21 protein-coding genes are annotated in these 25,762 nt (G+C 73.1%); 10 read left to right on the top strand and 11 right to left on the bottom strand.

The window, feature by feature from the left end; translation table 11 throughout:
• Positions 1–70: 70 nt before the first annotated feature.
• Positions 71–1,384: an enolase C-terminal domain-like protein gene (locus AB0M80_RS18645; protein WP_364565946.1), complete on the bottom strand. Its 1,314-nt coding sequence runs from the start codon at positions 1,382–1,384 to the stop codon at positions 71–73.
• A 191-nt stretch (positions 1,385–1,575) separates the two neighbouring features.
• Between AB0M80_RS18645 and AB0M80_RS18640 the strand changes: the two genes are divergently transcribed.
• Positions 1,576–2,451, top strand: a complete 876-nt coding sequence (locus AB0M80_RS18640) for an amidohydrolase family protein (protein WP_364565943.1) — start codon at positions 1,576–1,578, stop codon at positions 2,449–2,451.
• Positions 2,452–2,593: 142 nt separating this feature from the next.
• On the opposite strand, the gene AB0M80_RS18635 is transcribed toward AB0M80_RS18640, so the two are convergent.
• Entirely contained in the window at positions 2,594–5,335 is a 2,742-nt protein-coding gene (locus tag AB0M80_RS18635; RefSeq protein ID WP_364565940.1) for a BTAD domain-containing putative transcriptional regulator, read from the bottom strand.
• Positions 5,336–5,600: 265 nt separating this feature from the next.
• Here AB0M80_RS18635 and AB0M80_RS18630 point away from each other — a divergent pair, with 265 nt between their 5' ends.
• Complete coding sequence (locus AB0M80_RS18630) at positions 5,601–6,176, top strand: hypothetical protein (protein ID WP_364565937.1); 576 nt, start codon at positions 5,601–5,603, stop codon at positions 6,174–6,176.
• 97 nt (positions 6,177–6,273) lie between these two features.
• On the opposite strand, the gene AB0M80_RS18625 is transcribed toward AB0M80_RS18630, so the two are convergent.
• Positions 6,274–7,326 carry a glycoside hydrolase family 43 protein gene (locus AB0M80_RS18625; protein WP_364565934.1) on the bottom strand — a complete coding sequence of 351 codons (1,053 nt, stop codon included), beginning with the start codon at positions 7,324–7,326 and terminating at the stop codon, positions 6,274–6,276.
• A 307-nt stretch (positions 7,327–7,633) separates the two neighbouring features.
• Between AB0M80_RS18625 and AB0M80_RS18620 the strand changes: the two genes are divergently transcribed.
• Positions 7,634–10,921 carry a S8 family serine peptidase gene (locus AB0M80_RS18620; RefSeq protein WP_364565931.1) on the top strand — a complete coding sequence of 1,096 codons (3,288 nt, stop codon included), beginning with the start codon at positions 7,634–7,636 and terminating at the stop codon, positions 10,919–10,921.
• Here AB0M80_RS18620 and AB0M80_RS18615 read toward each other — a convergent pair.
• From AB0M80_RS18615 to AB0M80_RS18595, 5 genes are read right to left on the bottom strand one after another with little or no spacing between them, the layout of a single operon-like run.
• Complete coding sequence (locus tag AB0M80_RS18615) at positions 10,896–11,459, bottom strand: hypothetical protein (protein ID WP_364565928.1); 564 nt, start codon at positions 11,457–11,459, stop codon at positions 10,896–10,898. The two genes, AB0M80_RS18620 and AB0M80_RS18615, sit on opposite strands and share 26 nt — an antisense overlap.
• Before the next feature lie 18 nt (positions 11,460–11,477).
• On the bottom strand, positions 11,478–11,654 hold the full coding sequence (locus AB0M80_RS18610) for a hypothetical protein (protein WP_364565925.1): 177 nt from the start codon (positions 11,652–11,654) through the stop codon (positions 11,478–11,480).
• Positions 11,651–12,217: a hypothetical protein gene (locus AB0M80_RS18605; RefSeq protein ID WP_364565923.1), complete on the bottom strand. Its 567-nt coding sequence runs from the start codon at positions 12,215–12,217 to the stop codon at positions 11,651–11,653. Before AB0M80_RS18605 ends, AB0M80_RS18610 begins: the two co-directional genes overlap by 4 nt.
• A complete protein-coding gene (locus AB0M80_RS18600) occupies positions 12,183–12,707 on the bottom strand; it encodes a hypothetical protein (RefSeq protein WP_364565921.1) in 525 nt (174 codons plus the stop codon). Before AB0M80_RS18600 ends, AB0M80_RS18605 begins: the two co-directional genes overlap by 35 nt.
• Complete coding sequence (locus tag AB0M80_RS18595) at positions 12,704–13,396, bottom strand: hypothetical protein (RefSeq protein WP_364565918.1); 693 nt, start codon at positions 13,394–13,396, stop codon at positions 12,704–12,706. Before AB0M80_RS18595 ends, AB0M80_RS18600 begins: the two co-directional genes overlap by 4 nt.
• A 135-nt stretch (positions 13,397–13,531) precedes the next feature.
• Here AB0M80_RS18595 and AB0M80_RS18590 point away from each other — a divergent pair, with 135 nt between their 5' ends.
• Complete coding sequence (locus AB0M80_RS18590) at positions 13,532–14,071, top strand: MauE/DoxX family redox-associated membrane protein (RefSeq protein WP_364565916.1); 540 nt, start codon at positions 13,532–13,534, stop codon at positions 14,069–14,071.
• Between the two features lie 61 nt (positions 14,072–14,132).
• Here AB0M80_RS18590 and AB0M80_RS18585 read toward each other — a convergent pair whose 3' ends face one another.
• On the bottom strand, positions 14,133–14,579 hold the full coding sequence (locus AB0M80_RS18585; RefSeq protein ID WP_364565914.1) for a hypothetical protein: 447 nt from the start codon (positions 14,577–14,579) through the stop codon (positions 14,133–14,135).
• A gap of 145 nt (positions 14,580–14,724) precedes the next feature.
• Between AB0M80_RS18585 and AB0M80_RS18580 the strand changes: the two genes are divergently transcribed.
• Both AB0M80_RS18580 and AB0M80_RS18575 read left to right on the top strand, forming a co-directional pair.
• Positions 14,725–15,906 carry a histidine kinase gene (locus AB0M80_RS18580; protein WP_364565911.1) on the top strand — a complete coding sequence of 394 codons (1,182 nt, stop codon included), beginning with the start codon at positions 14,725–14,727 and terminating at the stop codon, positions 15,904–15,906.
• A 17-nt stretch (positions 15,907–15,923) separates the two neighbouring features.
• A complete protein-coding gene (locus tag AB0M80_RS18575) occupies positions 15,924–16,574 on the top strand; it encodes a response regulator transcription factor (RefSeq protein WP_364565908.1) in 651 nt (216 codons plus the stop codon).
• On the opposite strand, the gene AB0M80_RS18570 is transcribed toward AB0M80_RS18575, so the two are convergent.
• A complete protein-coding gene (locus tag AB0M80_RS18570) occupies positions 16,455–17,042 on the bottom strand; it encodes an RDD family protein (protein ID WP_364565905.1) in 588 nt (195 codons plus the stop codon). The two genes, AB0M80_RS18575 and AB0M80_RS18570, sit on opposite strands and share 120 nt — an antisense overlap.
• Before the next feature lie 155 nt (positions 17,043–17,197).
• Between AB0M80_RS18570 and AB0M80_RS18565 the strand changes: the two genes are divergently transcribed.
• The 3 genes from AB0M80_RS18565 to AB0M80_RS18555 all read left to right on the top strand — a co-directional run bounded on the left by AB0M80_RS18565 (position 17,198) and on the right by AB0M80_RS18555 (position 23,555).
• A complete protein-coding gene (locus AB0M80_RS18565) occupies positions 17,198–18,877 on the top strand; it encodes an alpha/beta fold hydrolase (protein WP_364565903.1) in 1,680 nt (559 codons plus the stop codon).
• A gap of 408 nt (positions 18,878–19,285) precedes the next feature.
• Positions 19,286–20,662: an RICIN domain-containing protein gene (locus tag AB0M80_RS18560; RefSeq protein WP_364565900.1), complete on the top strand. Its 1,377-nt coding sequence runs from the start codon at positions 19,286–19,288 to the stop codon at positions 20,660–20,662.
• A gap of 28 nt (positions 20,663–20,690) precedes the next feature.
• On the top strand, positions 20,691–23,555 hold the full coding sequence (locus tag AB0M80_RS18555; RefSeq protein WP_364565897.1) for a glycoside hydrolase N-terminal domain-containing protein: 2,865 nt from the start codon (positions 20,691–20,693) through the stop codon (positions 23,553–23,555).
• Positions 23,556–23,618: 63 nt separating this feature from the next.
• Here the strand turns inward: AB0M80_RS18555 and AB0M80_RS18550 are convergent, their stop codons facing one another.
• Complete coding sequence (locus AB0M80_RS18550; protein WP_364565895.1) at positions 23,619–24,551, bottom strand: BTAD domain-containing putative transcriptional regulator; 933 nt, start codon at positions 24,549–24,551, stop codon at positions 23,619–23,621.
• 255 nt (positions 24,552–24,806) lie between these two features.
• Between AB0M80_RS18550 and AB0M80_RS18545 the strand changes: the two genes are divergently transcribed.
• Positions 24,807–25,760, top strand: coding sequence for a UbiA family prenyltransferase (locus AB0M80_RS18545; protein ID WP_364565892.1), 954 nt, complete (start codon positions 24,807–24,809; stop codon positions 25,758–25,760).
• Positions 25,761–25,762 lie beyond the last annotated feature (2 nt).

Genomic DNA, 25,762 nt, shown 5'->3' with positions numbered 1-25,762 from the left:
CAAACGACCCGCGCGCCCCGCCGGGCCAGCATCCGCGCCGTGGCGAGCCCGATCCCGGACGCCCCGCCGGTCACGCGACCACCACCGCGTCCCGCCGCCACACCGGTCCGTCGGGGAACCGGTGCCGGGCCACGGATTCCGCGTGCAGCCGCGCCCCGAGCCCGGGCTCCGACGGAGCCAGGTAGCGCCCGCGCTCGATCCGCACCGGATCGACGAAGTGCTCGTGCAGGTGGTCGACGTACTCGATGACCCGGTCCTGCCGGGTGCCGCTCACCGCGACGAAGTCGAACATCGACAGGTGCTGCACCATCTCGCACAGCCCGACCCCGCCGGCGTGCGGGCACACCGGGACGCCGAACTTCGCGGCCAGCAACAGGATCGCGATGTTCTCGGTCACCCCCGCGACCCGGCTCGCGTCGAGCTGGAGGACGTCGATCGCCTCCGCCTGCAGCAGCTGCTTGAACATCACCGCGTTGTGGGTGTGCTCGCCGGTGGCCACCTTGATCGGCGCGACCGCCCGGCGGATCGCGGCGTGGCCCAGCACGTCGTCGGGCGAGGTCGGCTCCTCGATCCAGTACGGGTCGAACTCCGCCAGCGGGCGTAGCCATTCAATGGCCTGGGCGACGCCCCACGCCTGGTTGGCGTCGATGGCGATCCGGACGTCCGGCCCGACGACGTCCCGCGCCAGCCGCAGCCGGCGGATGTCCTCGTCGAGGTCGGCGCCGACCTTGAGCTTGATCTGGGTGAACCCGTCCTCGACCGCCTCCTTCGCGAGCGCCGCCAGCTTTTCCGGCGAGTAACCGAGCCAGCCGGGAGTCGTGGTGTAGGCGGGAAAACCGGATTCCAGGAGTTCGGCCAGGCGGCCCGCGCGGCCCGGTTCGGCGCGGCGGAGGATCTCCAGCGCCTCGTCGCGGGTCAGCGCGTCCTGCAGGTACCTGAAGTCGACCAGGTCGACCAGTTCCTCCGGCGGCATCTCGGCCAGCAGCCGCCAGACCGGCTTGCCTTCGCGACGGGCCCGCAGGTCCCACGCCGCGTTCACGATCGCGGCCGCGGCCATGTGGATCGCGCCCTTGTCCGGCCCCAGCCACCGGAGCTGGCTGTCCCCGGTCAACCGGCGGGAAAAGCCCCCGAGGTCGGCGAGCGCGTCGGCCACCGGCATCCCGGCGACCAGGGGCACGAGGGCGCGGACGGCGGCGACCTCGAGGTCGTTGCCGCGGCCGACGGTGAAGGCGAGCCCGTAGCCCGCATCCCCCGCGCTCGTGCGGATGGTCACGTACGCCGCCGAATAGTCGGGTTCCGGGTTCATCGCATCGGACCCGTCCCGGCTCAGCGAAGTCGGGAAGCGAACGTCCACGGCGTCGATGGCGCTGATCACTTCGGCCAACGTGACCACCTCTCGGTCGGCGCAGACAACATATGTATGGCTACGCGGACACCCGGCAATTGTCCAGCTTTGGTCCGTAACACGGCAGTAACGTGGACTTATAGTGACCTGTAACTACTTTTCGTGCTTTTACGTATGATGACTCGCCGACTCTTTGATCGAGACATCATACGTCTGCTACGGTCCCGACGATGCGCTTCCCACCGGATCGGCCGGGCAGGACCGGCGTCGACGCCCACCACCACCTGTGGCGCACCTCCGTCCGGCGCCACGAGTGGCTGGACGGCGACGCCACCGCGGCGATCCGGCGCGACTACACCACCGCCGATCTGCGGGCCGTCGCGGCCGCGTCGGGGATCGGCGCGACCGTGCTCGTCCAGGTCCTGCCCGACCTGCAGGAGTCGGTGGAGTTCCTCGCGATCGCGGCCGGGGAGCCGCTCATCGCCGGCGTGGTCGGCTGGATCGACCTGACCGGATCGCCGGCGCGGGACCTCGAACGGCTGCGTTCGGCGCCGGGTGGCGAACTCCTGGCCGGGATCCGCCACCTGGTCCAGGGCGAGCCCGACCCGCGCTGGCTGGAACGCGAAGACGTCCTGGCGGGGCTCGCGGCGGTGCGCGACGCCGGGCTGGTGTACGACCTGCTCGTGCTGCCCCACCAGCTCCCGGCGGCCATCACGGCGGTCCGGGCCCTGCCGGAGCTCACCTTCGTGCTCGATCACCTCGGAAAACCCCCGGTCGCCACCGGGCAGCTCCAGCCCTGGGCGGCCCGCCTGGCGACCCTGGCCCGCGAACCCAACGTCGTCGCGAAGCTTTCCGGCCTCGTCACGGAAGCCGACCGGCGGCACTGGACGGTCGACGACCTGCGGCCCTGCGTGGAGACCGCGCTCGCCGCGTTCGGCCCCGACCGGCTGATGATCGGCTCCGACTGGCCGGTGTGCCTGCTCGCGGGGACGTATGCGGAGGTGCTGGCCGCCGCGAACACCTTGATCGACGGCTTGACGCCGGCCGAATGCGACGCCGTCCGCGGCGGGACCGCAACCCGCGTGTACGGGCCGGCGACCCGATGACGGCTGCCGCGCCGGGCGTGGCGCGGCAGCCGGGTCCTACATGCGCAGCCCCGTCCGGCACGAGGGTGATGCCCCCGTCGGCCTCGGCCCGCCACGCCACGCACGGCAACGCCGTTCCCGACGGGGCCAGACGGGAAGCCGCTTACGCCGTGGTGCCGCCGTAAGGACGGAACTGGCGGAACGCCTCCTGCCACCCCGCCTGCGCCGCCGGGGCCGTCCGGGCGCGGCCCAGGCGGTCGGCCACGTCCGCTTCCGCCGCGGTCACCCCGTAATCGCGGTACAGCGCCAGCGCCATCCGGAAGCGGCGCACCGCCTGCTTTTCGTGGCCCGTCAGCCGGCTGATCTCGCCCAGGCTGCGCAGCGCGTTCGCCTGCCCGTGGGCGTTGTGGTACTTGCGGTGCACGGAAAGCGCCGCGCCGCAGTGGCGGCGGGCCGCGTCGTAGTCGCCGAGGCGGGCCGCGTGCCAGCCCGCCGCGTTGAGGGCGTCCGCCTCCCACACCGGCAGGCTCGCCGCGCGGCACAGCCGGACCGCGCGGATCGCGTGGTCCAGCGCCGGCCGGTCCGCGCCACGGCGGCCCCAGGCCCACGCCAGCTGGTAGTGGGTGTGGGCCTCGTCGCCGACGTCGTGCTGCCACCGCGCCAGTTCCAGGGCCCGGTGCAGGTGCTCCACGGCCTCTTCGTGCCGGCCCAGTTCGACGCAGGCCGCTCCGAGCCGGCGGTGGGCGACGGTGCGGGCAGCCGGGTCGGGCAGCCCCGGGGCGGCCTCCAGCGCCGCCCGCCACACCTCGGCCTGCTCCCGGTGGTACCCGCGCCGCGTCTGGAAGGTCAGCACCACCCACGCCAGCTGCCACACGACGGCGTTCTTCCCGGCCTCCGCCGCCGCGCGCTGGACCGCGAGGAGGTTCGTGTGCTCGGTTTCCAGCCACGCCAGCGCGGCCGCGGCGTCGCTCAAGGGCTGTGCCGCCGCCACGGCGGGGCCGAGCCGGATCGGCGCTGCGTACGGGTTCAGCAAGCGCTCGGCGGTGTAGGCGGTCCGCAGGTAGAAGTCCGTCAGCCGGTCGAGGGCGGCCGGGTCCGGCCCGCCCCCGGCCACACCGGCGTAGGACCGGATCAGCTCACGCATCCGGAACCGGCCGGGCGGGTGCTGGATCAGCAGGGACGCCTCTTCCAGCGACCGCAGGACCACGCGGACCTGCGCCGGCGGCCGGCCCGTGAGCGCGGCGGCGGCCGGCACGCCGAGGTCGGCACCGGGCGCGGCGCCGAGCAACCGGAACACCTCGCGGCGATCCGCCGGCAGCGCGCGGTAGGACCACGACAGCACCGCGGGCAGGCTGGCGGCCGGGTCGTCGTCGGCCAGCGCGGCCAGGCCGAGGCTGCGCAGGTCGGCGACGAGCTCGGCCAGCGGCACTTCGGGGTGGGTCTGGGCGCGGGTGGCGACGATGCCCAGCGCCATCGGGAAACCGCCGCACGACGCGACCAGCTCGGTCACCGCCGCCGCCTCGGTCGTCACCCGCCCGCCCAGCCGCCGGGCCAGCAGGGCGCGGGATTCGTCGCCGGCCAGGACGTCGAGGGGCAGCTGCCCGGCGCCGTGCGCGGTGGTGAGCCCGGCCAGCCGGCGGCGGCTGGTGACCAGGACGGCGCAGGAGCCGCCGCCGGGCAGCAGCTCCCGCACCTGCTCGGCGTCGGCCGCGTTGTCCAGCACGAGCAGCAGGCGCCGGCCGGTCGTGAGGCTCCGGAACAGCGCCGTCCGGGCGTGCGGTTCGGCGGGCAGCAGGTCCGGGTCCACGCCGAGCGCGGCGAGGAAGCCCCGCACCGCCACCCCGGGCGCCATGGGGCCGTCGCGGTCGGCGCTGAAGCCACGCAGGTCGACGAACAGCTGGCCGTCGGGGAACCGCCCGGCGTTGCGGTGTGCCCATTCCAGTGCCAGCCACGTCTTGCCGATCCCGCCCGGCCCGCTGACGACGGCGATCGGGCTCGCGCCGGGGCCGGCCAGGAAGTCCGTCAACCGCGCCAGCGCGGCGACCCGGCCGGTGAACCAGCCCGGTGGCGCGGGTAGCTGCCGGGGCACGGGCGCGGCCGCCGAAGACGGCCGGGCCGGGCCGTCGAGCTCCGGATCGGCGGCGAGGACGCGCCGGTGCAGATTGCGCAGCGCCGGGCCGGGATCGATGCCCAGCTCGTCGGCCAGCCGGGCGCGCACCCGCCCGTACTCGGCGAGGGCCTCGGCCGGGCTGCCGGCGCGGTACCGGGCCAGCACCAGCTGGGCGGCCACCCGCTCGTCCAGCGGGTGCGCCGCGGCGCGGGCGGTGAGCTCGGGCAGCAGCGCCGCGTGCCGGCCCAGCCGCAGCGCCAGGTCGATGCGGTCGGCGTCGGCGGCGAACCGCTCCATGGCCAGACCTTCGCGCACCGCCTCGATCCACGGGACGTCGAGGTCGGCGAAGGCTTCCGCGGACCACAACGCCGATGCCTCCTCCAGCAGCCGCAGCGCGCGGCGGTCGTCGGTCTCGTCGCGGGCGCGGCGCACGAGACGGCGGAAGCAGTGCAGATCGACGCGGTCGGGTTCGGTCAGCAGCACGTACCCGCCGCCCCGGCGGTGGATTTCCACGCCACCGCCGGCCGCGGCCAGCACCCGCCGCAGCCGGGACACGTAGTTGGTCACGACCTGCCGGGCCCGCAGCGGCGGCCGGTCGCCCCACACCCGGTCCCGCAGCTGCTCGGTCGTCACGACCAGGTTGGCCTCGACCAGCAGGACCGCCAGCACGCACCGCTGCCGGGCGTGCCCGAGGTCGAGCCGGTCGTCGCCGGCCGAGGCCGCGACCTCGCCGAGCACCCGCAGCCGCAGCACGCCGCTCACCGCCGTCCGCGGCGGGTGACCAGGCCATTCCACCGCCGTGGTGTGTTCGTGGTGCCGCCGTCGGTCACCCTCGTCGCAGCACGCAGTCCAGCCGGCATCCGGCACCCCTCCCCCTGGCCGGAACCCCGGCCCGGGTTCCGGGGTAACAGCCCGGACGGCGTGCCGGGGGATCTCCCGGTCGGTTTCATCCGATCGGCGGAGCCCCGTCCACCGCGCGAGCACCCGCTCGCCGGATCGGCTCCGGCCGGGCGCTGGGGGCCCGGCCGGAGCCGGCTACCGCACCACCGAGGGAGAAACGATGAAGAAGATGATCGCGGTCCTGGCCGCGGCGGCGGCTCTCGTCACCGGCGCCGTCGTGGCCGCACCGGCGGCCGGGGCGGCCCCGGGTGGCTCGGCGGACTTCGGGGCGCAGGCCCGCGCCGCCGGTCTGTCGGCCGGCCAGGCGGCCTTCCTCGACCGGGAAAGCGCCTTCTACCTGGCCGGCGTGGGCGGGAAACGGGTGGGGCCCAACGTGATCGACCTCGACGGGACCGGCACCGTCCGGATCGCGCTGCCCGGCGAGGACGCCCCGCGCGACCTGCCCCTGGCGGACGGCACGCGGCTGACGGCCCACTGCGGCACCGGCGGGGCGGCGTACACGTACTTCTGCGCCTACCCCAACGAGTTCTTCCGCGGCACGGCCATCGAGATGTACAGCTGCCGCTACTACGGCATCCCGTGGACCTCGACGGGCTCGTGGGACAACAACCAGACGGCGGGCACGCGGCCGACGCAGTACTACACCGACGGCCGCACCCGCCTGCTGCCGGCCGCGAAGTCGGCCTACACCAGCGGGGTGAACTGGAACATCGTCAGCGGGATCAAGCCCTGCTGAACCCCACCCGGCCGGCCGGGCGCCCCACCGGGCGCCCGGCTCACCGCTGCGTAGGCCGGGCCGGCTGCTCCTTCCGCCGCAAGAGCGCGGCGGCGGATCAGGGCGTACCCGCGGCCGCACCGTACTTCGCGGCCAGCCGGTGGTATTCGGCGCGCGTCACCGGCAGGACCGTGCCGTGCCGGAGGCCGGCGGGCAGTTGCGCGTTCGCCGCCGGGCGCCAGTCACCCGACTCGAGGTCGGTCGTCTCGAACGGCTGGTAGCCCCGGCCGCCGTACTCGTCGATGAACAAGTACCACCGCTTCTCGGTGTTCGACCGGAACACCAGCGGGCCTTCACCGCCGACGATCGCGCCCTCGCCGATGCACTCCTTCACCAGCGCGTAGGTGCGGCTGGTGAGCACGGCGGCCTTCTCCTGGGTGATGTACCGGCCGCACGGCGTGGCGCCGCCACCGCCGGGGCCGCGGTCGTCCTGGGAGAACCGGTGGTACGTGCCGTTGTGCTCGATCACCGTGGAGTCGATCACGGAGTGTCCCGGGTCGAACCAGACCCGGGGCTCGCCGAACGTGCGGAAGTCCTCGGTCGTGGCGTACATGATCCGGTTGTGCGACTCCGTGGTGTGCCCGGGATCGCCGGGCGGGTAGAGCGTGGACGCCCAGAACACCACGTAAGCGCCGCGCACCGGGTCGTAGAAGGCCTCCGGCGCCCACGCGTGCCCCGCGGTGTCCGGCGCCACCGCGACCAGCCTCGGCTCACCCCACCGCACCAGGTCCGTCGATTCCCACACCACGATCGACCGGCTCCCGTGGCGCTGCGCCTGATCCCAGTCGTCCCGGCCGTACATCCGCAGGTCCGTCGCGATCAGGTAGAACCCGTCACCGCGCGGCGAACGGATGACGTACGGGTCCCGGATCCCCCCGGTTCCGAGCGTGGACCGCAACGCCGGACGGCCGGCCGGTTCCCGCCACCGCAGCGGGTCGTTGCCCTGGCTCAACGCGAAGTGGACCTGCTCGCCGTCGGGAGTGCCTTCGCCGGCGAAGTAGACGAACAAGTACCCGGCGTACCGCGAGGATCCGGCGCCGGCGGGTCCCGCCGGCGCCGTCAACCCGCAGACGATCAGCAACACCGCGATGAGGCCACGAAAACGGCGCATACCGGCGTTCCCCTCACTCGGTCGAGACGATTGATCCCCAGCAAGTTATTTGCCCACCGCCGGAAATGTCAACATTCGTCGAATTCGACGGCCGGTTCGACAGGCAGTGGTTCACGAGGTCGACGGATTGCACAATCCGCCACCACGGATTATAACGTTGGTCGACGACTGCACGGGGGCCATACAGTGCGAGAAAACAAGATTCGGGGGTGTGAATTTTTCCGACATTTCCGATCAGCGAAGAGCACAGATTTCGGGAAAACGATCTCGGCCGGAAGGTTTTGACATGCATCGAAGACGGATGGCCATGACCGCCGTGTTGGCGGCGAGTTTGACCCAGCCCGCGACGGCGGCGGCGGAACCGGCCGCCTTGCCCTCCGCGGCAGGCGATCCCGGGCAGACGGTCACGCTGATCACCGGCGACCGGGTACGGGTGCTGCCGCATTCCCGCGGTGCGGGCCAGGTCGTGGTCGAACCGGGGCCGGGCCGCGACGGGATCGGATTCTTCCGCGAAACGGAGACCGGCACGAACACCGGCGACATCACCGTGGTGCCGTCGGATGCGCTGGCCCTGGTGGCATCGGGCAGGCTGGATTCCCGGCTGTTCGACGTTTCCGAACTGCTGAGGCAGCACCTCACCGACGCCGCGCAAACCCTTCCCCTGATCGTCACCTATTCGGCCGCCCGGTCGCCCGCGGCCACGCCGCCCGCCACCACGGCCGTCCGCGAGCTGCCGAGCGTGCGCGGCGCGGCCCTGCGCCAGGACCGGCGCCGCGGAACGGAGTTCTGGACCTGGCTCACCGCCGGGGTGTCCCCCGCGCTGCGGGCCGGGGTCGACAAGGTGTGGCTGGACGGCCTGGCCACCCCGGCCCTCGACGTCAGCGTGCCGCAGATCGGCGGCCCGGCCGCCTGGCAGGCGGGCTACACGGGTCGCGGCGTCACGGTCGGGGTGCTCGACACCGGCGTCCGGGCCGACCACCCGGACCTGGCCGGCAAAGTCGTGGAGGCGCAGGACTTCACCGGGACCGGGCCGGCCGCGGGCGACGACCTCGGGCACGGCACGCACGTCGCCGGCATCATCGCCGGCACCGGAGCCGCCTCCGGTGGCCGGTACCGCGGGGTGGCGCCGGACGCCCGGCTGATCAGCGGCAAGGTCTGCGTCGCCTACGGCTGCCCGGAGTCCGCGGTGATCGCCGGCATGGAGTGGATCGCGCCGAAGGTGCGCGTGGTCAACCTGAGCCTCGGCGGTGACGCGACCGACGGCACGGATCCGGTGTCCCAGGCGGTGAACGCGCTGACCGCCCGGTACGGCACCCTGTTCGTCGCCCCGGCGGGCAACGACCGCTCGCTCGACCTGCCCGAACCGGGACCGGTCGTCGCGCCCGCCGCGGCGGATGCGGCGCTGGCGGTCGGCAGCGTGTCGGCCCAGGACGCCACCAGCCCGTTCTCCAACCGCGGCTCGAGGCTGGGCGACCACGCGGTCAAGCCCGACATCGCCGCGCCCGGCGAGGGCATCGTCTCGGCCAGGGCCGCGGGCACGCGCGACGGCGACACCGCTCCGGTCGACGACGACTACGCCCGGCTTTCCGGGACGTCGATGGCGGCCCCGCACGTCGCCGGTTCGGCGGCGCTCCTGCTGCAGCGGCACCCGGACTGGCTCGCCGGCCGGCTCAAGGTGACCTTGACGAGCACCGCCCGGCCGACGGCCGACGTCGTCGAGCAGGGTGCCGGCCGGGTGGACGTGGGCCGCGCGGTCACCCAGCAGGTCACCGCGACCACCGGCAGCCTCGGCTACGGCTTCGTCGCTTGGCCGCGCACGGGGTCCGTCACGAAGACCGTGACCTACCGGAACGACGGGGACGCGGCCGTCACCCTGGCCCTCGCCACGAGCCCGGCGCCGCTGTTCACGCCGTCGGTGCCGTCCGTGGTGGTTCCCGCGCACGGCGAGGCCGACGTCGGCGTCACCCTCAACGCGGGAGCGGCCGGCGAAGGGCAGTACGGCGGCAGGCTGACCGCGACGGCGCCGGGAATCACCGTGCAGACCGCGCTCGGCGCCTTCTTGGAGGCCGAGAGCTACACCGTGTCCGTGCGGTTGATCGGCCGGGACGGGCGGTTCACCGCGGGCGTCGCCACGCTGGTCGACACCACGACGGGGGCCGCCTTCGGCGTCCGGCCGTTCCGCGCCGACGGCACGGCCGTGGTCCGGGTGCCCAAGGGGCGCTACGACCTCAACGCGTTCGACGTGTCCGGTGATCCCTCGGGGCAGACCCGGCCGGCCGCGGTCACGCTGCTGTCCCGGCCCGGTCAGCCGGTGACCCACGACGTCGCGGTCACGCTCGACGCCCGGACGGGCAAACCCCTGCGCGCGGCGGTCGACCGCCCGGACGCGCGGCTGCAGGGCGGCGAACTGGGCCTGGTTTCCGGCAATCCCGGCGGGACCCGCACCAGCACGCTCGCCTGGATCGTCCAGCCGGGCAACGAGCTGTACGCGGCCGGTTCGGGCCCCGCGGTCACCGACCACACCTACGCGCTGTACTTCCGGGCCACCCTGGCCGCGCAGCCGCCCGGCGTGGATCCGAACGGTTACGTCTACCAGCTGGCGCTGCTCGAACGCGGCCGCGTGCCGGGCGACCCGGTCTTCCGGGTGCGCGACCGGGACCTCGCGGTGGTCGACACCCGGTACCACACCCAGGGGAAACCGGCGGACAGCCTGCGGCTCGACGACGTCACCTTCGGCTTCCCGGGCGCCGACAGCGGGACCTACCAGCTCCTGCCGCAGGCGCTGCCGAGCCGGCGCACCGAGTACTACACGACCGGGGTGAGCTGGCAGCACCTCGTGGCGGTGTACCCGACCCCCCTGACCGACGCGGAGAACAGCTACTCGTACCGGACCTATCGGCCCGGGCCCCAGCGCTCCGGCTGGAACCGCGCCCCGGTCGGGCCCGCCTTCGGGGCACCCCAGGACGGCTGGGGGGTGCTTCGCGCCGGGAACCAGCTGACGTATGCGATCCCGCTGGTCTCGGGCAGCGACCCGGAGCAGTACACCGCGCCGCCGGGCGGTCTCACCGGCACGGCGACGCTGTCGCGCGACGGCGTCGTGCTGGGCACCACCGCGAACCCCGCCTTCGGCGCGTTCACCATCCCGGACGGGGCGGGAACCTACACGCTGCGGTCCGTCGCCACGCGCAGCGTGCCGTGGTCGGTGGTGGGCACCGGCGTCGACGTGGCGTGGACGTTCCACGAGCCCGGCGCGGCGGCTCCGGCGAAACCGTTGCCGCTGATGGTGGTCCGCGCCGAAGGCGCGGTCGACGACCAGAGCCGGGCCCCGGCCGGGAAGCCGTTCGTGCTCGCGCTGACCGCGCAGCGGCAGCCGGGCGCCGGCGAGTTCCGGCTGGCGGAGCTGCGGGTCGAGACGTCCGCCGACGACGGCACGACCTGGCGGTCCGTGCCGGCCGTGCGCCTGGGGAACGGCGGGTTCGCGGTGGTGCCCAACCCGCCGGGCGAAGGATTCGTGTCCCTGCGGATCACCGCCCGTGACACCGAAGGCAACGCGCTCACCCAGACGGTGATCAGGGCGTACCAGACGACACCGTGACGGCGATCGCGGCGAGCGGGACGACGAAGGCGGCCCCGGTCAGGAACCCCAGTTCCCGGCCGTGGGCCCGCCATTCGCCGTCCCAGGCGTTGTCCGCCCCGTAGCGCAGGTTCGCCGTGGTCATCAGCGCCCGGCCGATCCCGAACCCCGCGCCCGCGCACAGCGCCGCGGGTACCGAAGCGGTGAGCGCCACGGCGACCGCGGCGACGTACGGCAGCCCGCTGGGCAGGTAGGTGCGGGCGCCGGTGCCCATCTCGAGCCCGAACTGCAGCGGGCCGAGGTGGCGGCCGAGGCGGAACACGGTGTCCGGCACCAGCCGCCGGTTTTCCGGCAGCCGGAACGACCACACGCCCGCCTCCCGGAGCAGCACGGCACCCAGCGCCGCCGCCACCACGGCCCAGCGGACGAAATCCGGCAGCGGGGCGCGCAGCAGGGATCCGGCCACGACGAGGACCGTCGCGGTCAGCGCGCCCCCGCAGACCAGTCCCGCGCAGAACGCCAGTGTCGGAGTGCCCCGCCAGACCGGCGAGCTCAGCACGAAGGCCGAGTTCCGGCTTCAACTGGAGCCGCTGGTGGCGAACCCCGCGGCCGCGCACAGGACGAGCCACGCGCCCGGCAGCAGCCATCCCGGCCGGGCGAGCAGCAGTGCGCCGGTCATCCCGCCCGCGGCGAGCACGAGCCCGGCGGCGATCGTCAGCGGGTGCCACCGGCGCCGGGAAGTCCCGTGCGTCAAAGGGCGGCCCGGCAGATGGTCAGGTACGTCTGACCGGTGTACCCGCCGCCCCAGAACGTGGAGAAGCCGTCCGAGCAGCGGTAGACCTTCAGGTCCGGCGTCGTCCACCGCCACGCGTTCTTGCCCGCGAACTGGCCGCAGGTGTTGGCCACGGGCTGGTGATCGACCTGGATGCCGCCCTCGTTCCAGGTGCCGTACTTGTGCCAGCCCGCTTCGCAGTAGGTGCTCCCCCGCCAGAAACCGCCGAAGCAGGCGGCGTAGGTGCTGACGTAGGTGCCGCTGGTGTCGGGCAGCTCGCCGTAGCCGGTGGGATAGGCGTCCCGGCAGTCGTTGCGGTCGAAGCCCGGCATGCCGTACGGGCTGAACTCGGCGTTCGCCTTTCTGGTGCGGGACAAGCCGGACCAGTCGAGCGCGGTCGCGCCGAGCGTCAGCGCGCCCAGCGCCACCGCGCGCAGGAACGTCCTCCTCGTGCCGCCGGTCTTCAGTTTTCTTCCGGCCCGGGTGCCCACGGCAGCCGGGCCGGGCCGGTCAAGGCCGGGAATGTGCGCCAACTCCAGCGTCACCGGTGTCACCTCCTGGCTTGAGACCGGCCCAGTCGGCCAGTGTCGTGTCCACTTCGGCGGCCCGGACCGGCAGCAGCATCCGGCGGACGCGGCCGGTCCCGTCGAGCAGCATCAGTGCCGGCGACGAGAGGTGGGAGACCGAACGCCACGCTTCGCCGTCGCTGATCACCGGCAGGCCGTGGGCCAGGTCCGCCCACGTCGTCGGCGGTTCGTGGGTCAGCAGGGTCGCGTCCGCGCCGAGCCCGGCCAGCCGCTCGACCACCGTCAGGCACAGCGGGCAGCCCGAGTCGACCGCCGCCACGATCCGGCCGCCGGCCCCGGCGAACCGCGGCCCGAGGACCAGATCGGGGGGCGCGGCCACGAATCCGTCCGTGGTCCGGGTGACCATCCCGCGCAGCAGCCGGACCTCGCGCAGGACGGCCGCCAGCCCGAAGAACAGCAGGATGATCGCCGCCCAGGTGCTGAGGGCGAACGCGATCGACGGCGTCATCGGCGGTCCCAGGCGATGTCGATCTCGTCGAGCCAGTCGAGCCGTTGCCGCTCGGTCTTCGCCGTGGTGTCCGCGAGGTGGACCTCGGCCACGCCCGCCGGGCACCCCAGGACGAACGAGCGCGCGGAATCCTTCGCATACCCGGACTTCCAGACCTCGCCGTGCTTCGTGCGGGCGCCCGCGTGCCGGGGGATCAGCGCCGCGGCGTGCCTCGGCGCGGGCACGGACAGCGAACCGTGGTCCTTCACGACGATCACGAAGTGCTCGTTCATCGAATCCAGCAGCGTCGCCGCACGCGGGACGACGGTCATGCCGCCGACGTGGTCTTCGATCCGCAGGGAGCCGAACAGGGCCAGCACGCGGTCGCGGCGGGGAGCCGGTCCGGCGTACACCGTCATCAGTTCGTGGTACGCGCCGATCAGGGTGGCGACGGACGACTGCCCGTCGGCGGCCTCGGCGACGACCACTTCCCGGCCGTGCACGACCAGGCGCTCGCGGGTCTCGGCCGGCGCGACGTGCGTGCAGGCGAAGTCGTGGTAGCCACGCGGTCCGATCTGGAACCCGGTGCCGAACGAGCCGCCGACGAAGCGGACCCCGGCCACCACGTGGGAAACGGGCGCCGCCGCGGGCAGGCCCACGGTCACCCGGTCGCCGCCCGGCGCCACCAACCGCAGCCGTTGTGTCGCCATGAGACCTCCGATTCCCCCGAATCCGCCCGGCGAGACACTAGCCGACGGATTCGGCGACGGCCACGATCGTTTCGGAACGGTTTCCGAATTGGTCCGAACGGGGACGGTAGTTTTGTCGGTCAATACAGTGGTTCCATGAACGTTTTCTGGCCTGCCGCAATGACCGTCCTGACGGCGCTCGGGGCGATTCTCCTGGCCGCGGCGGGCGCGGCCCACGCGGCGCGGCCGCGGGAGCACCGGGCGGTGCTGCGGGCCCACCGCCTCCTGCCGACGGCATCGGCGGCATCCGTGGCGGTGGCGGTCACCGCCGCGGAGGTCCTCGTGGGCGTGACCGTGCTGGCGGTCCTGCTCGTGGCGCCGGGCGCCACGGTCCTGCCGTCCGCCACCCAAGCCACGCTGTACTGCGCTTTTGCCGGCTACGCGGCGGTGTTGCGGACCCAGCGGCCCGGTGTGCCGTGCGGGTGTTTCGGCGCGGAACAGGTGTCGTGGGTGGTGGTGTCCCGCGCAGCCGTGCTCGCCGCGGGCAGCGCCGGGTGCGCGACCCTCGGCGCGGTCGAGCCGGTGCCGGACCGGTGGTCGTGCGTGGCGGCCGGCGCGGTCCTCGCGATGGCGAGCCACCTGATTCCTGCTTGGCGCGGAGCCAACAGCCGAAAATCCACTCGCTCGTTCCGATGATTTTTTCTCGTTTCACCGCATTCGACGAGAAAATCGGCGGGTGTCAGCCGGAAAATCACCGTCAGCGGTTCGCGTCCCGGTTCAGCACCCGCAGGACGAGCCATTGGTCGAACCACGCCCCGGCAGTGGTCACGACGAGCATCACCAGCCCGATGATCAGGTGCGGGTAGCTGTGCAGCGGCGCGGCTTCGCCGGTCAGCTTCGCCAGCCCCACCTGCAGCAGCAGCCGGAGCACCACCAGCACGACGACGAGCGCGAGCGCCTGCTTGCTGCGCCACACCGCGCGCAGGTACCGCCGCCGCCGGGACAGCAGGGTGAACCACAGCGTCAGGTGCACCGCCACGAGCACGAGCGGCAGCAGCGCGACCCAGCTGTGGGTGTCGCTGAACTGCCGGGTGAGGTCGTTGCTCGCCACCAGCAGCCCGACGAGCACGAAGTACCAGCCCGGCAAGCCCTCGATCTCGCCTTCGACGGGCCGCGTCCCGGCCGTGAAGTCGGCCTCCCGCATGAGCATCCCTCCGTTCCGGTCGTCCCCCAGTCTGGTGGGGACAGCCGCTCCGGCGATCGGACGGCGGTACGAGATCACCGCCGCCGTCTCGTACCCGGGTACGAGATTCGCGGCGCGCAGGCGCGCGGTGGGGCACCATCGGCAGATGACCTTCGCCGGCCACTCGCGGATCCCGTGGACCGGCCGCCGTGGCCCGCTCGTGGCCGAGGCGGCCGTCCTCGGCGCGCTGGTGGTGCTCGACGCCGTCCTCGCGGCCCAGGCCGGTCCGGGCCGGGGTCGGCTCGCCGGCATCGCCATCGAGTTCGCGCCGGGTGTCGGCCCGGTCGTGGCGGTGCTGGCCGTGCTGCGCCGCCGGTTCCCCGATCACATCGCCGGGCTGGCCACCGCCGTCTCCGGGTTGTCCCTGCTGGGATCGGCGGTCGCCGCGGCGCTCGCCACGACGGGCGCGCGGCTCCCGCCGCAGCCCGGTTCGGCCGAAGCCCTCGCGCTGGCACTCATGGTCGGGGCGTGCTGCCACCGGCTCTCGCCGAAGGCCGCCGCCGTGCAGGCGGTCCTCGGCGGCTGTGCCGCCACCCTCGCCCCGATCCTGCGCTACGGCACCGAAACACCGGCCGCGCTGTACGCCGCCGGGGCCGCGGTGGCCTGGGGCGGCGCCCTGGCCGGCGGTTTGGTCCTGCGCGACGCCGAAGTCCGCCACCGCGTGGACGTCCTCGAACTCCGCAACGCCGAGCGGCTGCGGCTGGCCCGGGAGCTGCACGACCTCGTCGCCCACCAGATCACCGGCATCGTCGTGCGCGTCCAGGCCGCGCACCGCGTCGCCGAGCGCACCGGCGGCGACACCACGACGTTCGCCGAGCTCGAAACCGCGGGCGCGGCGGCCCTGTCCGCGATGCGCCGGCTGGTCGGGGCGCTGCGGACCGGCGACGAAGACCTCTTCGTCCCGCCGGCCGACCTCGCCACCGCCGTGGACCGCGCGGTCCCCGACGACGACCGCATCCACCTCGACGTCAGCCCCGATCTCGCTGAGCTCCCGGTCGCGCCGGAGGTCGTCACCACCGCGCACCGGCTGCTCACCGAGTCGCTCACCAACGTCCGGCGGCACGCGCCCGACGCCGCCGAGGTCCGGGTGCTCGTCCGCCACGAGCCGCCCGGCGAGCTGCGGGTCGAGGTGGTCAACGACGGTGCCGCCCGGACCGCCCGCCGGGGTGGCTACGGCCTGCTGGGGATGGCGGAGCGGGTGGCGGCGGTGGGCGGTACCGTGCAGGCGGGTCCGGTGGGTGGCCGGCGCTGGCGCGTCGTCGCGCGGCTGCCGCTCGAACCGGGCTGAGGCGAGGGGAGACCGGGGTGCCGACGCGAGTGCTGATCGCCGACGACCAGGCGATGGTCCGCGCCGGGTTCCGGCTGATCCTCGAAGGCGAGCCGGACATCGAGGTGGTCGGCGAGGCCGCCGACGGCGATCAGGCGGTGCGCCTGGCCCGGCAGCTGCGCCCGGACGTCACGCTGATGGACATCCGGATGCCCGGCGTGGACGGGCTGCGAGCCACGGAACTGCTCGCGGGCCCGGCGGTTCCGGAGCCGCTGCACGTCGTGATGGTGACGACGTTCGGGCTGGACGAGAACGTGCACGCGGCGCTGCGGGCCGGTGCCTGCGGTTTCCTGCTGAAGGACGCCGGGCCGAACCTGCTCGTCGAGGCCGTGCACGCGGCGGCCCACGGCGAGGCGCTGGTCTCCCCCGCGATCACGACCCGGCTGCTGGCGCACTTCGCCCGCCGCGATCCCCGGCGCGTCACCGCACCGGAAAACCCGCTCACACCCCGGGAACTCGACGTCGTGAAGGCCGTGGCGCGCGGCAGGACGAACGACGAGATCTGCCGCTCACTCGTGGTGTCGATGCCCACGGTCAAGACCCACATCGGCGCGGCCAAGCGCAAGCTGGGGGCCCGCAACCGCACCGAAATCGCCATCTGGGCCTGGGAAAGCGGCCTGGTCCGCTGACTCGCCGAGGCCGTCCCGGCCCCGCGGGACGTGCACGACGACCGTGCGCGCCACGACGTCGCCGAACCGCTGCCGTCGCCGGGTCGCCAGCATCACCCCGATCCCGGTCAGGCCCCACGCGAACCCGTCGACCACCATCAGCAGCTCGCGGACGACGAACGCGGCCAGCGACGGGTGCGTTCCCTCGAGCGTCACGACCCGCAGGCGCAGCCAGCGCATCGCCGGCGTCTGCCCGCCGTGCCGGTAGGGCCACCACGCGTTGACGAACCACTGGCCCACGAGGTCCAGTGCCAGCATCGTGTAGAAGACGATCTTGAGGAACGTCAGCAACGCCACGCCGTGCGGGTGGAACAGCCAGACCACCGCGATCGCGAGCAGCAGCATCGGCACGAAGACGAGCATTTCGTCCAGCAGGAACTGCGCGAGGCGGCGCCCGACGACGCCCAGCCCCGGCCGGGAACCGGTCATGGACCCATGATCTCCGCCGCGGCCGCCGGGCGCGCGCTGGCCGTCTCATACCCCGGGCCGAGACGGGCGCCGCGAGATCGTCCCGCGGGCTGATCACCGGCGGACACCACCGGGCCAGGCTCGGGCGCACCCCACCCGCCGACGGAAGGATCCCGGTGCGTTTCTCCCGGACAGGACTGGCGGCCGCGACGGCCGCCCTCTTCGCGGCGGCGGTGCCCGCCGCGGCCGCCGACCCGCTCACCCCGTACACGACGCAGCAGCTGAGCTGGGGCGACTGCCCGTTCAAGCCGGCGGCGGACGAGAAACCCGCGCAGTGCGCCCGGGTCACGGTTCCGCGGGACTGGGCCGACCCGGGCGCGGGACCGGAACTCGAGGTGTCGATCAGCCGGGTCGCCGCGACCGGCGAGCGGCGCGGCGCGCTCCTGCTGAACCCGGGCGGTCCCGGCGGCCAGGGCACCCCGCTCGCGGGCGAACTCGCCGCGCTGCAGCCGACGGTGAACCAGCTCTACGACTTCGTCGGCATGGACCCGCGCGGCACCGGCCACGCGGGCACCGACGACCACGGCTTCCAGTGCCAGGTGCCGGTCGGGCGGCTGCCGCAGGGACCCCTCGACGCCCGGGACCGCTCCACGGCGAGCGTCGCGGCCCACCAGCAGGTCCCCCGGGCCGTCGCCGAGGCGTGCCAGAGCGACGCGCTCGCGCCGTTCGTCACGACCTGGCAGACCGCCCACGACATGGACCTGATCCGCACCCTGCTCGGCGACGAGAAGCTCAACTACCTCGGCTACTCCTACGGCACCTGGCTCGGCGCCAAGTACGCGTCGCTGTTCCCGGAGCACACCGGCAAGACCGTGCTCGACTCCAGCGTCGACTTCGACGGCCGGCTGCAGGCCGACTTCGAAGCGTTCCCCGTCATCGACCAGCGCCAGTTCGACGACGTCTACCTGCCGTGGCTGGCACGGAACTTCCCCGCGCAGCTGGGCGGAACGGCCGCCGAGGTCAAGGCGAAGTGGGAGCGCGTCCGCGCGTACTACGGCACGCACGGCCTCGCCCCCGACACCTACGACGGCGTCTTCGTCGGCAACGGGAGCCCGCTCCGCTGGGTGCTCGGCGCGCTGATCTTCCTCCTCGGCGCCCAGGCGCTCGACGGCACGGCGCCCCCCGCCCCGGAGGCACTGAGCGGCGACCTCGACGCGGTGTCCCGGGCGACGTTCGGCGTCCCGGCGGCCGAGCTGACGACCGACCGGGTCGTCGCGTCGGCGCCGGCTCCCGACTACACGCAGGCACCCGGCACCCGCTTCGCCGTCGCGTGCGGCGACCAGCCCACCCGCCCCGCCTCCTGGTACCAGCGGCTCAGCGACCGGCAAGGCCCGCGGTACCCGCTGTTCGGCTGGGCCTACGGCCTGGGCGAGACGTGCGGCTTCTGGTCGGACAAGCCGCGGCACGAACTGCCCGACGTGCCGCCCGAAGCGGCGGCGAACATCCTCGTCGTGCAGGGCGAGTTCGACCCGCAGACCGGGTACGAGCAGGCGACGGCGGGGGCCCGCTCGGCCGGGGTGCCCCTGGTGTCGGTGGACGACTCGCCGTTCCACGGCCAGTACGCCTTGGCGGGCAACCCGTGCGTCGACGGTCTCGTGAACGTGTTCCTGGTCAAGAACTCCCGGCCACGCGCGACGACCTGCCCGGGTGTTCCGCTGCCGGGGGAAGACCGGGTGCACCCGGTCGCCGGACCGGTCCGCGGTCCGTCGTCCGTCCAAACGCGACTGGCGGGTGACGCGGCGGCGTTGCGCACGCGGGTCCAGGACGAGATCAGCGCGGTGAACCGGCACTGGTGAACGGGGGCTGGTGAACGGGGGCGTCGGCCGCGACGAAATCCGAGCACGCGGAAAGTTTCACATTCAGAGCTGCCCGCAAATCCGTTCCCGGTTCGCGGATCGAGGTGAAAGTTTCATTTCCGGGCTAACGCGGGAGGCAACGCGCAGGCTCGCCGCGAGCATCCTCTGACCAGCCACCGAGCGCGGTTTCGACCTTTTCCGCGCCACCGGCACCGGTGGCGCGGGCGTGGCCTGCACCTGGACGGGCGTCGAAAGTCTGTGCTACAACGCAAACACCCTGGAGGCGGGCGTCTCGCACCGAAGAAAGGGCCAAAGCGCGACGCGCGGTCACCCGGGTCCGGGCCGGCCGCACGGCCGGGCTTTCGCGAAATCGTCGAAGATTTCCCCGTCGGCCAAAAGGGGTTGCGAATGTCGAAACACCGATCGTTGTTCAGGACGGCCGTGACCGCCGCGCTGCTCGTGCTGGCCGTGGGCGGCACGACCCCGAGCGCCGGTGCGGCCACTTCGCCCCCGGCCGGCGATCGCGTCGCCGCGGCGGGTACGCCCAGTGCCGGCTGCGGCAAGAACCCCACGCTCACCAGCGGAAAACGCACGATCCAGAGCAACGGCAAGAGCCGCAGCTTCATCCTGAAGATCCCGGACACCTACGACAACAGCCTTCCGCACCGGCTGGCGTTCGGGTTCCACTGGCTGGGCGGCACCGCCGAGCAGGTCGCTTCGGGCGGAAGCGACGGCTACGCCTGGGCCTACTACGGCATGCAGTCGCAGTCGGGCAACAGCACGATCTTCGTGGCGCCGCAGGGCATCGGCAACGGCTGGGGCAATTCCGGCGGCGAGGACGTGACCTTCACCGACGACATGATCAGGCTGATCGAGAACGACCTCTGCGTCGACACCACCCAGCTGTTCTCCATCGGGTTCAGCTACGGCGGCGCGATGAGTTACGCGCTCGCGTGCGCGCGGGCCACCGTCTTCCGCGCGGTCGTGGCCATCGCCGCCCCCGGCGCGATCAGCGGCTGCAGCGGTGGCACCCAGCCCATCGCCTACATGGGCATCCACGGGGTGTCGGACAACATCGGGGCCGGGCGGGGACTGCGTGACACGTTCGTCAGGAACAACGGCTGCACGCCGCAGAACGCCCCCGAGCCCGCGGCGGGCAGCAAAACCCACTACCTGACCGTCTACTCGGGCTGCCGGACCGGCTACCCGGTGGTCTGGGCCCCGTTCGACGGCGGCCACCAGCAGGGTCCGGTGGACGGCTGCACCGGCTGCGAGAGCGGCGCGCGGAGCTGGGACAAGGCCGAGATCTGGAAGTTCTTCAGCCAGTTCGGCGGCGACCCGAACCCGCCGACGTCGCCGGTGCAGGTGGGCGTGAACTACCGATTGGTGGCGGCGCACAGCGGAAAGGCCGCGGACATCACCGGCGCGTCGTCCGCGGCGGGGGCGACGCTGGTCCAGTGGCAGCCGAACAGCGGGCTGAACCAGCAGTTCGACTTCCTGGCTTCCGCCGACGGCTACTACCGGATCCGGGCCCGGCACAGCGGGCTGGTGCTGCAGGTGTCCGGCTCGGGCGCGGGCGCGGATGTCACCCAGCAGCCGGACGGTGACGCGGCGGGCCAGCAGTGGAAGGTGGTGGACCAGGGCGGCGGTGCCGTCAGCCTGGTGAACCGCCTGAGCGGCCTGGCGATGGACGTGTGGGGTGCGTCGACCGCCGACGGGGCCCGGATTTCGCAGTACGCCGCCTCCGGCGGCACCAACCAGCGGTTCCAGCTCCAGCGCGCCTGAGCGCGGCCGCTGCGATCGGAGGACGACGATGCCGGATCTGACGCGAAGGCAAGCGATGAAGCTCGGCGCCGCGGGCGTCGGGGCCGCGTTCACACCGATCGGCTGGGCGGCGACCGCCCGGGCCGGATCGGCCGCGCCCGCGGACGTACGAGCGGTCGATGACCTCGCTCTGTGGTACGACAAGCCGGCCGGCACGGAGTGGCTCCGCGCGTTGCCGATCGGCAACGGCCGGCTGGGCGCCATGGTGTTCGGCAACACCGACACCGAACGCCTGCAGCTCAACGAGGACACGGTCTGGGCGGGCGGCCCCCACGACTACAGCAACGCCCAAGGCGCGGGTGCGCTGCCGCAGATCCGGCAGCTGGTGTTCGGGAACCAGTGGACGCAGGCGCAGAGTCTCATCGACCAGCGGATGCTGGGCACCCCGGCCACCCAGCAGCCGTACCAGCCCGTCGGCACCCTCAGCCTCGCTCTTTCCGGCGGGAGCGGGGCGTCCTCCTACCAGCGGTGGCTGGATCTCACCACCGCCACGACGGTCGTGACCTACGTCGCGAACAACGTGCGCTACCGGCGTGAAGTGTTCGCCAGCGCGGCGGACCAGGTGCTCGCCATGCGCTTGACGGCCGAGACGCCCGGCTCGATCTCCTTCTCGGCGTCGCTGGGCACCCCGCAGCGCGCGACGGTGTCCAGCCCCTCCGGCACCACGATCGGCTTGGACGGGATTTCCGCCGACAGCCGCGGGATCGCCGGCTCGGTCCGGTTCCTCGCGCTGGTCAGCGCCGTCGCCGAGGGCGGGAGCACCAGCAGTTCCGGCGGCACGCTGCGGGTGGCCAACGCCGACGCCGTGACCCTGCTGATCTCGATCGGCACCAGTTACGTCGACTACCGGACGGTGAACGGCGACTACCAGGGCATCGCCCGCGCCCGGCTGAACGCCGCCCAGGCCCTCTCCTACGACGCCCTCCGCAGCCGGCACGTGGCCGACTACCAGAAGCTCTTCGGGCGCACCACGCTCGACCTCGGGCGCACCGCGGCGGCCGACCAGCCGACCGACGTCCGGATCGCCCAGCACAACACCGCCACCGATCCGCAGTTCTCCGCCCTGCTCTTCCAGTTCGGCCGCTACCTGCTGATCTCCTCGTCGCGGCCCGGCACCCAGCCGGCCAACCTGCAGGGCATCTGGAACGACCAGATGGACCCGTCGTGGCAGTCGAAGTACACCCTCAACGCCAACCTGCCGATGAACTACTGGCCGGCCGACGTGACCAACCTCGCCGAGTGCCACGAACCGGTGTTCGCCATGATCGGCGACCTCGCGGTCACCGGGGCCCGCACCGCGCAGGTCGAGTACGGCGCCCGGGGCTGGGTCACCCACCACAACACCGACGCCTGGCGCGGCTCCTCCATCGTGGACTTCGCCCAGGCCGGCATGTGGCAGACCGGTGGCGCCTGGCTCGCCACCATGATCTGGGACCACTACCGGTTCACCGGCGACGCCGGATTCCTGCGCAGCCGGTACCCGTTGCTGAAGGGCGCCGCCCAGTTCTTCCTCGACACGCTGGTGACCGAACCGAACCTGGGCTACCTGGTCACCAACCCGGCCAACTCGCCGGAGCTGAACCACCACGCGAACGCGTCCGTGTGCGCGGGCCCGACGATGGACATGCAGATCCTGCGCGACCTGTTCGACGGCTGCGCCGGCGCGTGCCAGGTGCTGGGCGTGGACGCCGCCTTCGCCGACCAGGTCAAGGCGGCCCGGCAGCGGCTGGCGCCGATGAAGGTCGGCTCGCGCGGGAACGTCCAGGAGTGGCTCTACGACTGGGTGGAGACCGAGCCGACCCACCGGCACATCTCGCACCTCTACGGCTTGTACCCCAGCAATCAGATCAGCAAGCGGGGCACGCCCCAGCTGTTCACCGCGGCCCGCCGGACGCTGGAACTGCGCGGCGACGACGGCACCGGCTGGTCCCTCGCCTGGAAGATCAACTACTGGGCGCGCATGGAAGAGGGCGCCAAGGCGCACGCCCTGCTGCGGCTCCTCGTGCGGACGGACCGGCTGGCGCCCAACATGTTCGACCTGCACCCGCCGTTCCAGATCGACGGCAACTTCGGCGCGACGTCCGGCATCGCCGAGATGCTGCTGCACAGCCACAACGGCGAGCTGCACGTGCTGCCCGCGTTGCCCCCGGCCTGGCCGGCCGGCAGCGTCACGGGCCTGCGCGGGCGGGGCGGCTACACGGTCGGCGCGGCCTGGACGGCGGGCTCGGCGACGCAGCTGACCATCACGCCCGACCGCGACGGCGAGGTCAAGGTCCGCAGCCGGATGTTCACCGCGGACTTCGAGGTGCTCGACACCACGAGCGGCGCCGAGGTCCAGGCGGTGGCCCTCGAGTCCGACCTGATCCGCTTCGCCGGGCAAGCGGGCCACACCTACCGCGCCACGTCCCTCGGTGGGCCGCCGCCGGTGGTGCAACCCGGCGTGAACTACCGGCTCGTCGCCCAGCACAGCGGCAAATCGGCCGACATCAGCGGCGGCTCGGCAAGTGCCGGTGCCGCGCTGATCCAGTGGCAGGCCACGAGCGGCCTCAACCAGCAGTTCGACTTCGTCCCCTCCGACGGCGGCTTCCACCGCATCCGGTCCCGGAGCAGCGGCCTGGTCCTCCAGGTCGCCTCCACCGCCACGGGTGCGGACATCACCCAGCAGCCGGACACCGGCGCCACCACCCAGCAGTGGCGGGTGACCGACCAGGGCGGCGGCGTGGTGAGCCTCGTCAACCGGGCCAGCGGCCTCGCCATGGACGTGTGGAGCGCCTCGACCGCCGACGGCGCGCGCGTCTCGCAGTGGACCGTGACCGGTGCCGCCAACCAGCGTTTCCAGCTCCAGCGCGGGTGACGTCGCGAACGGGTCATCGGGGACCTGCCCCTCACTCGAGGTGCCCGGCGTCGCCGGTGTGGTTCATCGGCGGGGCCGCGCGGTCCACGAATCGGGGCGCGTGCCGGGACGGCGCCTCGGCCGTGGTGCCGTGCGGCCGCGCGCACCGTCGGTCCGGCCCGCCGAGGGTGCGGGAGCCCGCAGCTCACCGCGGACCGCCCTGGCGAAGATGCGGCGCGTGGTTTCGGTCGGGGGCACGTCCAGGTCGTGCCGCAGGCGCCGCACGCACATCCGGTGCCAGTTGCGCACCTGGCCGAGCTCGCCGCGCCGGGCGTGCAGGACCATCAGCGTCTGGTACGTCTCCTCGTGGTACGGGTCGACGTCCAGGATCCGGCGGCACAGGTCGACGGCCTCGGTGTGGTCGCCCCGCCGCAGCGCGTCGGCACGCAGGCAGGTCAGCGCGTAGAGCACCCGCGTCCGGTAGTACTCCCGCTGCTGTTCGACCCAGTCCCCGGTCTCCCCGGCCAGGAAGTCGCCGTCGTAGAGCTGCGCGGCCCGCCGGTAGCAAGCCACGGCCTCGGCTCGCGCACCCCGCGACTCGGCCGTGTGCGCTTCACGCATGGCGCGGTCGAACTCGTCGACGTCCAGCCACAGCTCGGTGGCGTTGAGCTGGTAGCCGTGCGCGCGGCAGACGATCTCGACCGGCGGGTGGCCCGGCCGGCCACCGGCCGCCTGGTCGAGCGTCCGGCGGACGGCGTGCACCGCCACCTTCAGCGAACTCGTCGACGGCGACCACACCCCGCCCGGCCACAACGTCTCGAACAGTTTCTCCCGCCGGATGATCCGGCCGCGGTTCAGCAGCAGGTACTGGAAGAGGTTGCGGGCCTTGCCCGCGTGCCAGCACACCACCGGTTCGCCGGCCAGCCGCACCTCGAAAGTCCCGAAGCAGCGAACCGCTACCGCAGGAGCGTGGTCGTGGCCACGCCGAGCCGTCGCCACCGTATCGTCGTATCGCATCGCGTCGCCCCCAGAGACCACCACGAACCAATGAACCACCGCACCTGTGCGCGCCTCGACGTTAGGCGGCCGTAATACGCCGTTCAAGAACCGGCCCGCCAAGGAGGAATCGGGTTGCGCCGATGGTCGAGGGGACGTGTCACGAACGTCGTAGTGCGTTTTCCGCTTCCGGCCATGTCGTCCTGCTCCTCCGGGCCGCAGAATCTCCGCTGGCTCAGGCCATTTCCAGGGGTATCCGGTCGAACGGAGGTGCCGATGACGTCGACGACGATTCCGAGCGGTTCGTTTCGCTTTCCTTCAGCCCGGTCCGCGGCCACGGTGCAGCTGCACCGGCTCCGCCTCGCGTGGCGGGAGGCGCGGCCGGTGGTCCAGGTCATCTTCCTGCTCCGGTTCGCCGCCGGCGCGGCACTGGGGCTGACCGGCAGTGCCGCCGGCGCGGCGGGCAGACCCGCACTGCTGACGGCCGCGCTCGGCTGGCTCGCCACGACCTGGGCCGTCTACCTGCTGAACGGGGTGGCGGACGTCGTCGAAGACCGCGCCAACGGCAAGGCGCGCCCCATCGCGCGGGGCGAGCTGTCCCGGCGTTCGGCGGTCAGGCTCGTCGGGGCGTTGTCCGTGGCGGGGCTCGTGTTCGCGGCGGCCGTGTCGGTGACCCAGGTCCTGCTCACCGCCGTGATGCTCGGGGTCGGGTGGGCCTACTCGCTGGGACCGTGGCCGCTGAAGGCCAACCTGGCCGGGTTCGTCGCGGCGGTGACCGCGTTGGGCCTGCTCACCTACCTGGCCGGCTGGTCGGCGGCCGGCGGCGGGCGGTTGACCGGACCGGTGTTCTTCTTCGGTCTCATGATGTCCTTGTGGATGGGCCTCGGCGGCTCGACCAAGGATCTCGCCGACGCGGAAGGGGACCGGCTGGCCGGCCGGAAGACCCTGCCGGTCCTGCTCGGCGATCGCCGGGCGCGCGTGGTGATGGCGATCGCGGCGAGCTCGGTCGGCTGGACGTTCACCGTTCTTTGCGCGATTCGGGCGATCGGCGTACTACCCGCGGCCGCAGTCGTGCTCGTCGGTTCGGCGGCCCTTTCCGCCACCGTGCTCACGTCGTCGAGCCGCGGTGCCCGAACCGCGCAACGCCGTCCTTATCGCGTGTTCATGGTGACCCAATACTGCGCACACGTCGTGCTGTTCTGCTGCCTTGGGCCGGCTTCGCCGCTGTGAGA

The sequence above is a fragment of the Amycolatopsis sp. NPDC051045 genome (genome assembly GCF_040682955.1).
In the GTDB taxonomy this organism is placed as follows: domain Bacteria; phylum Actinomycetota; class Actinomycetes; order Mycobacteriales; family Pseudonocardiaceae; genus Amycolatopsis.
The sequence above is the reverse complement of the archived record's forward strand: the minus strand, read 5'-3'. Positions and strand labels throughout refer to the sequence as shown.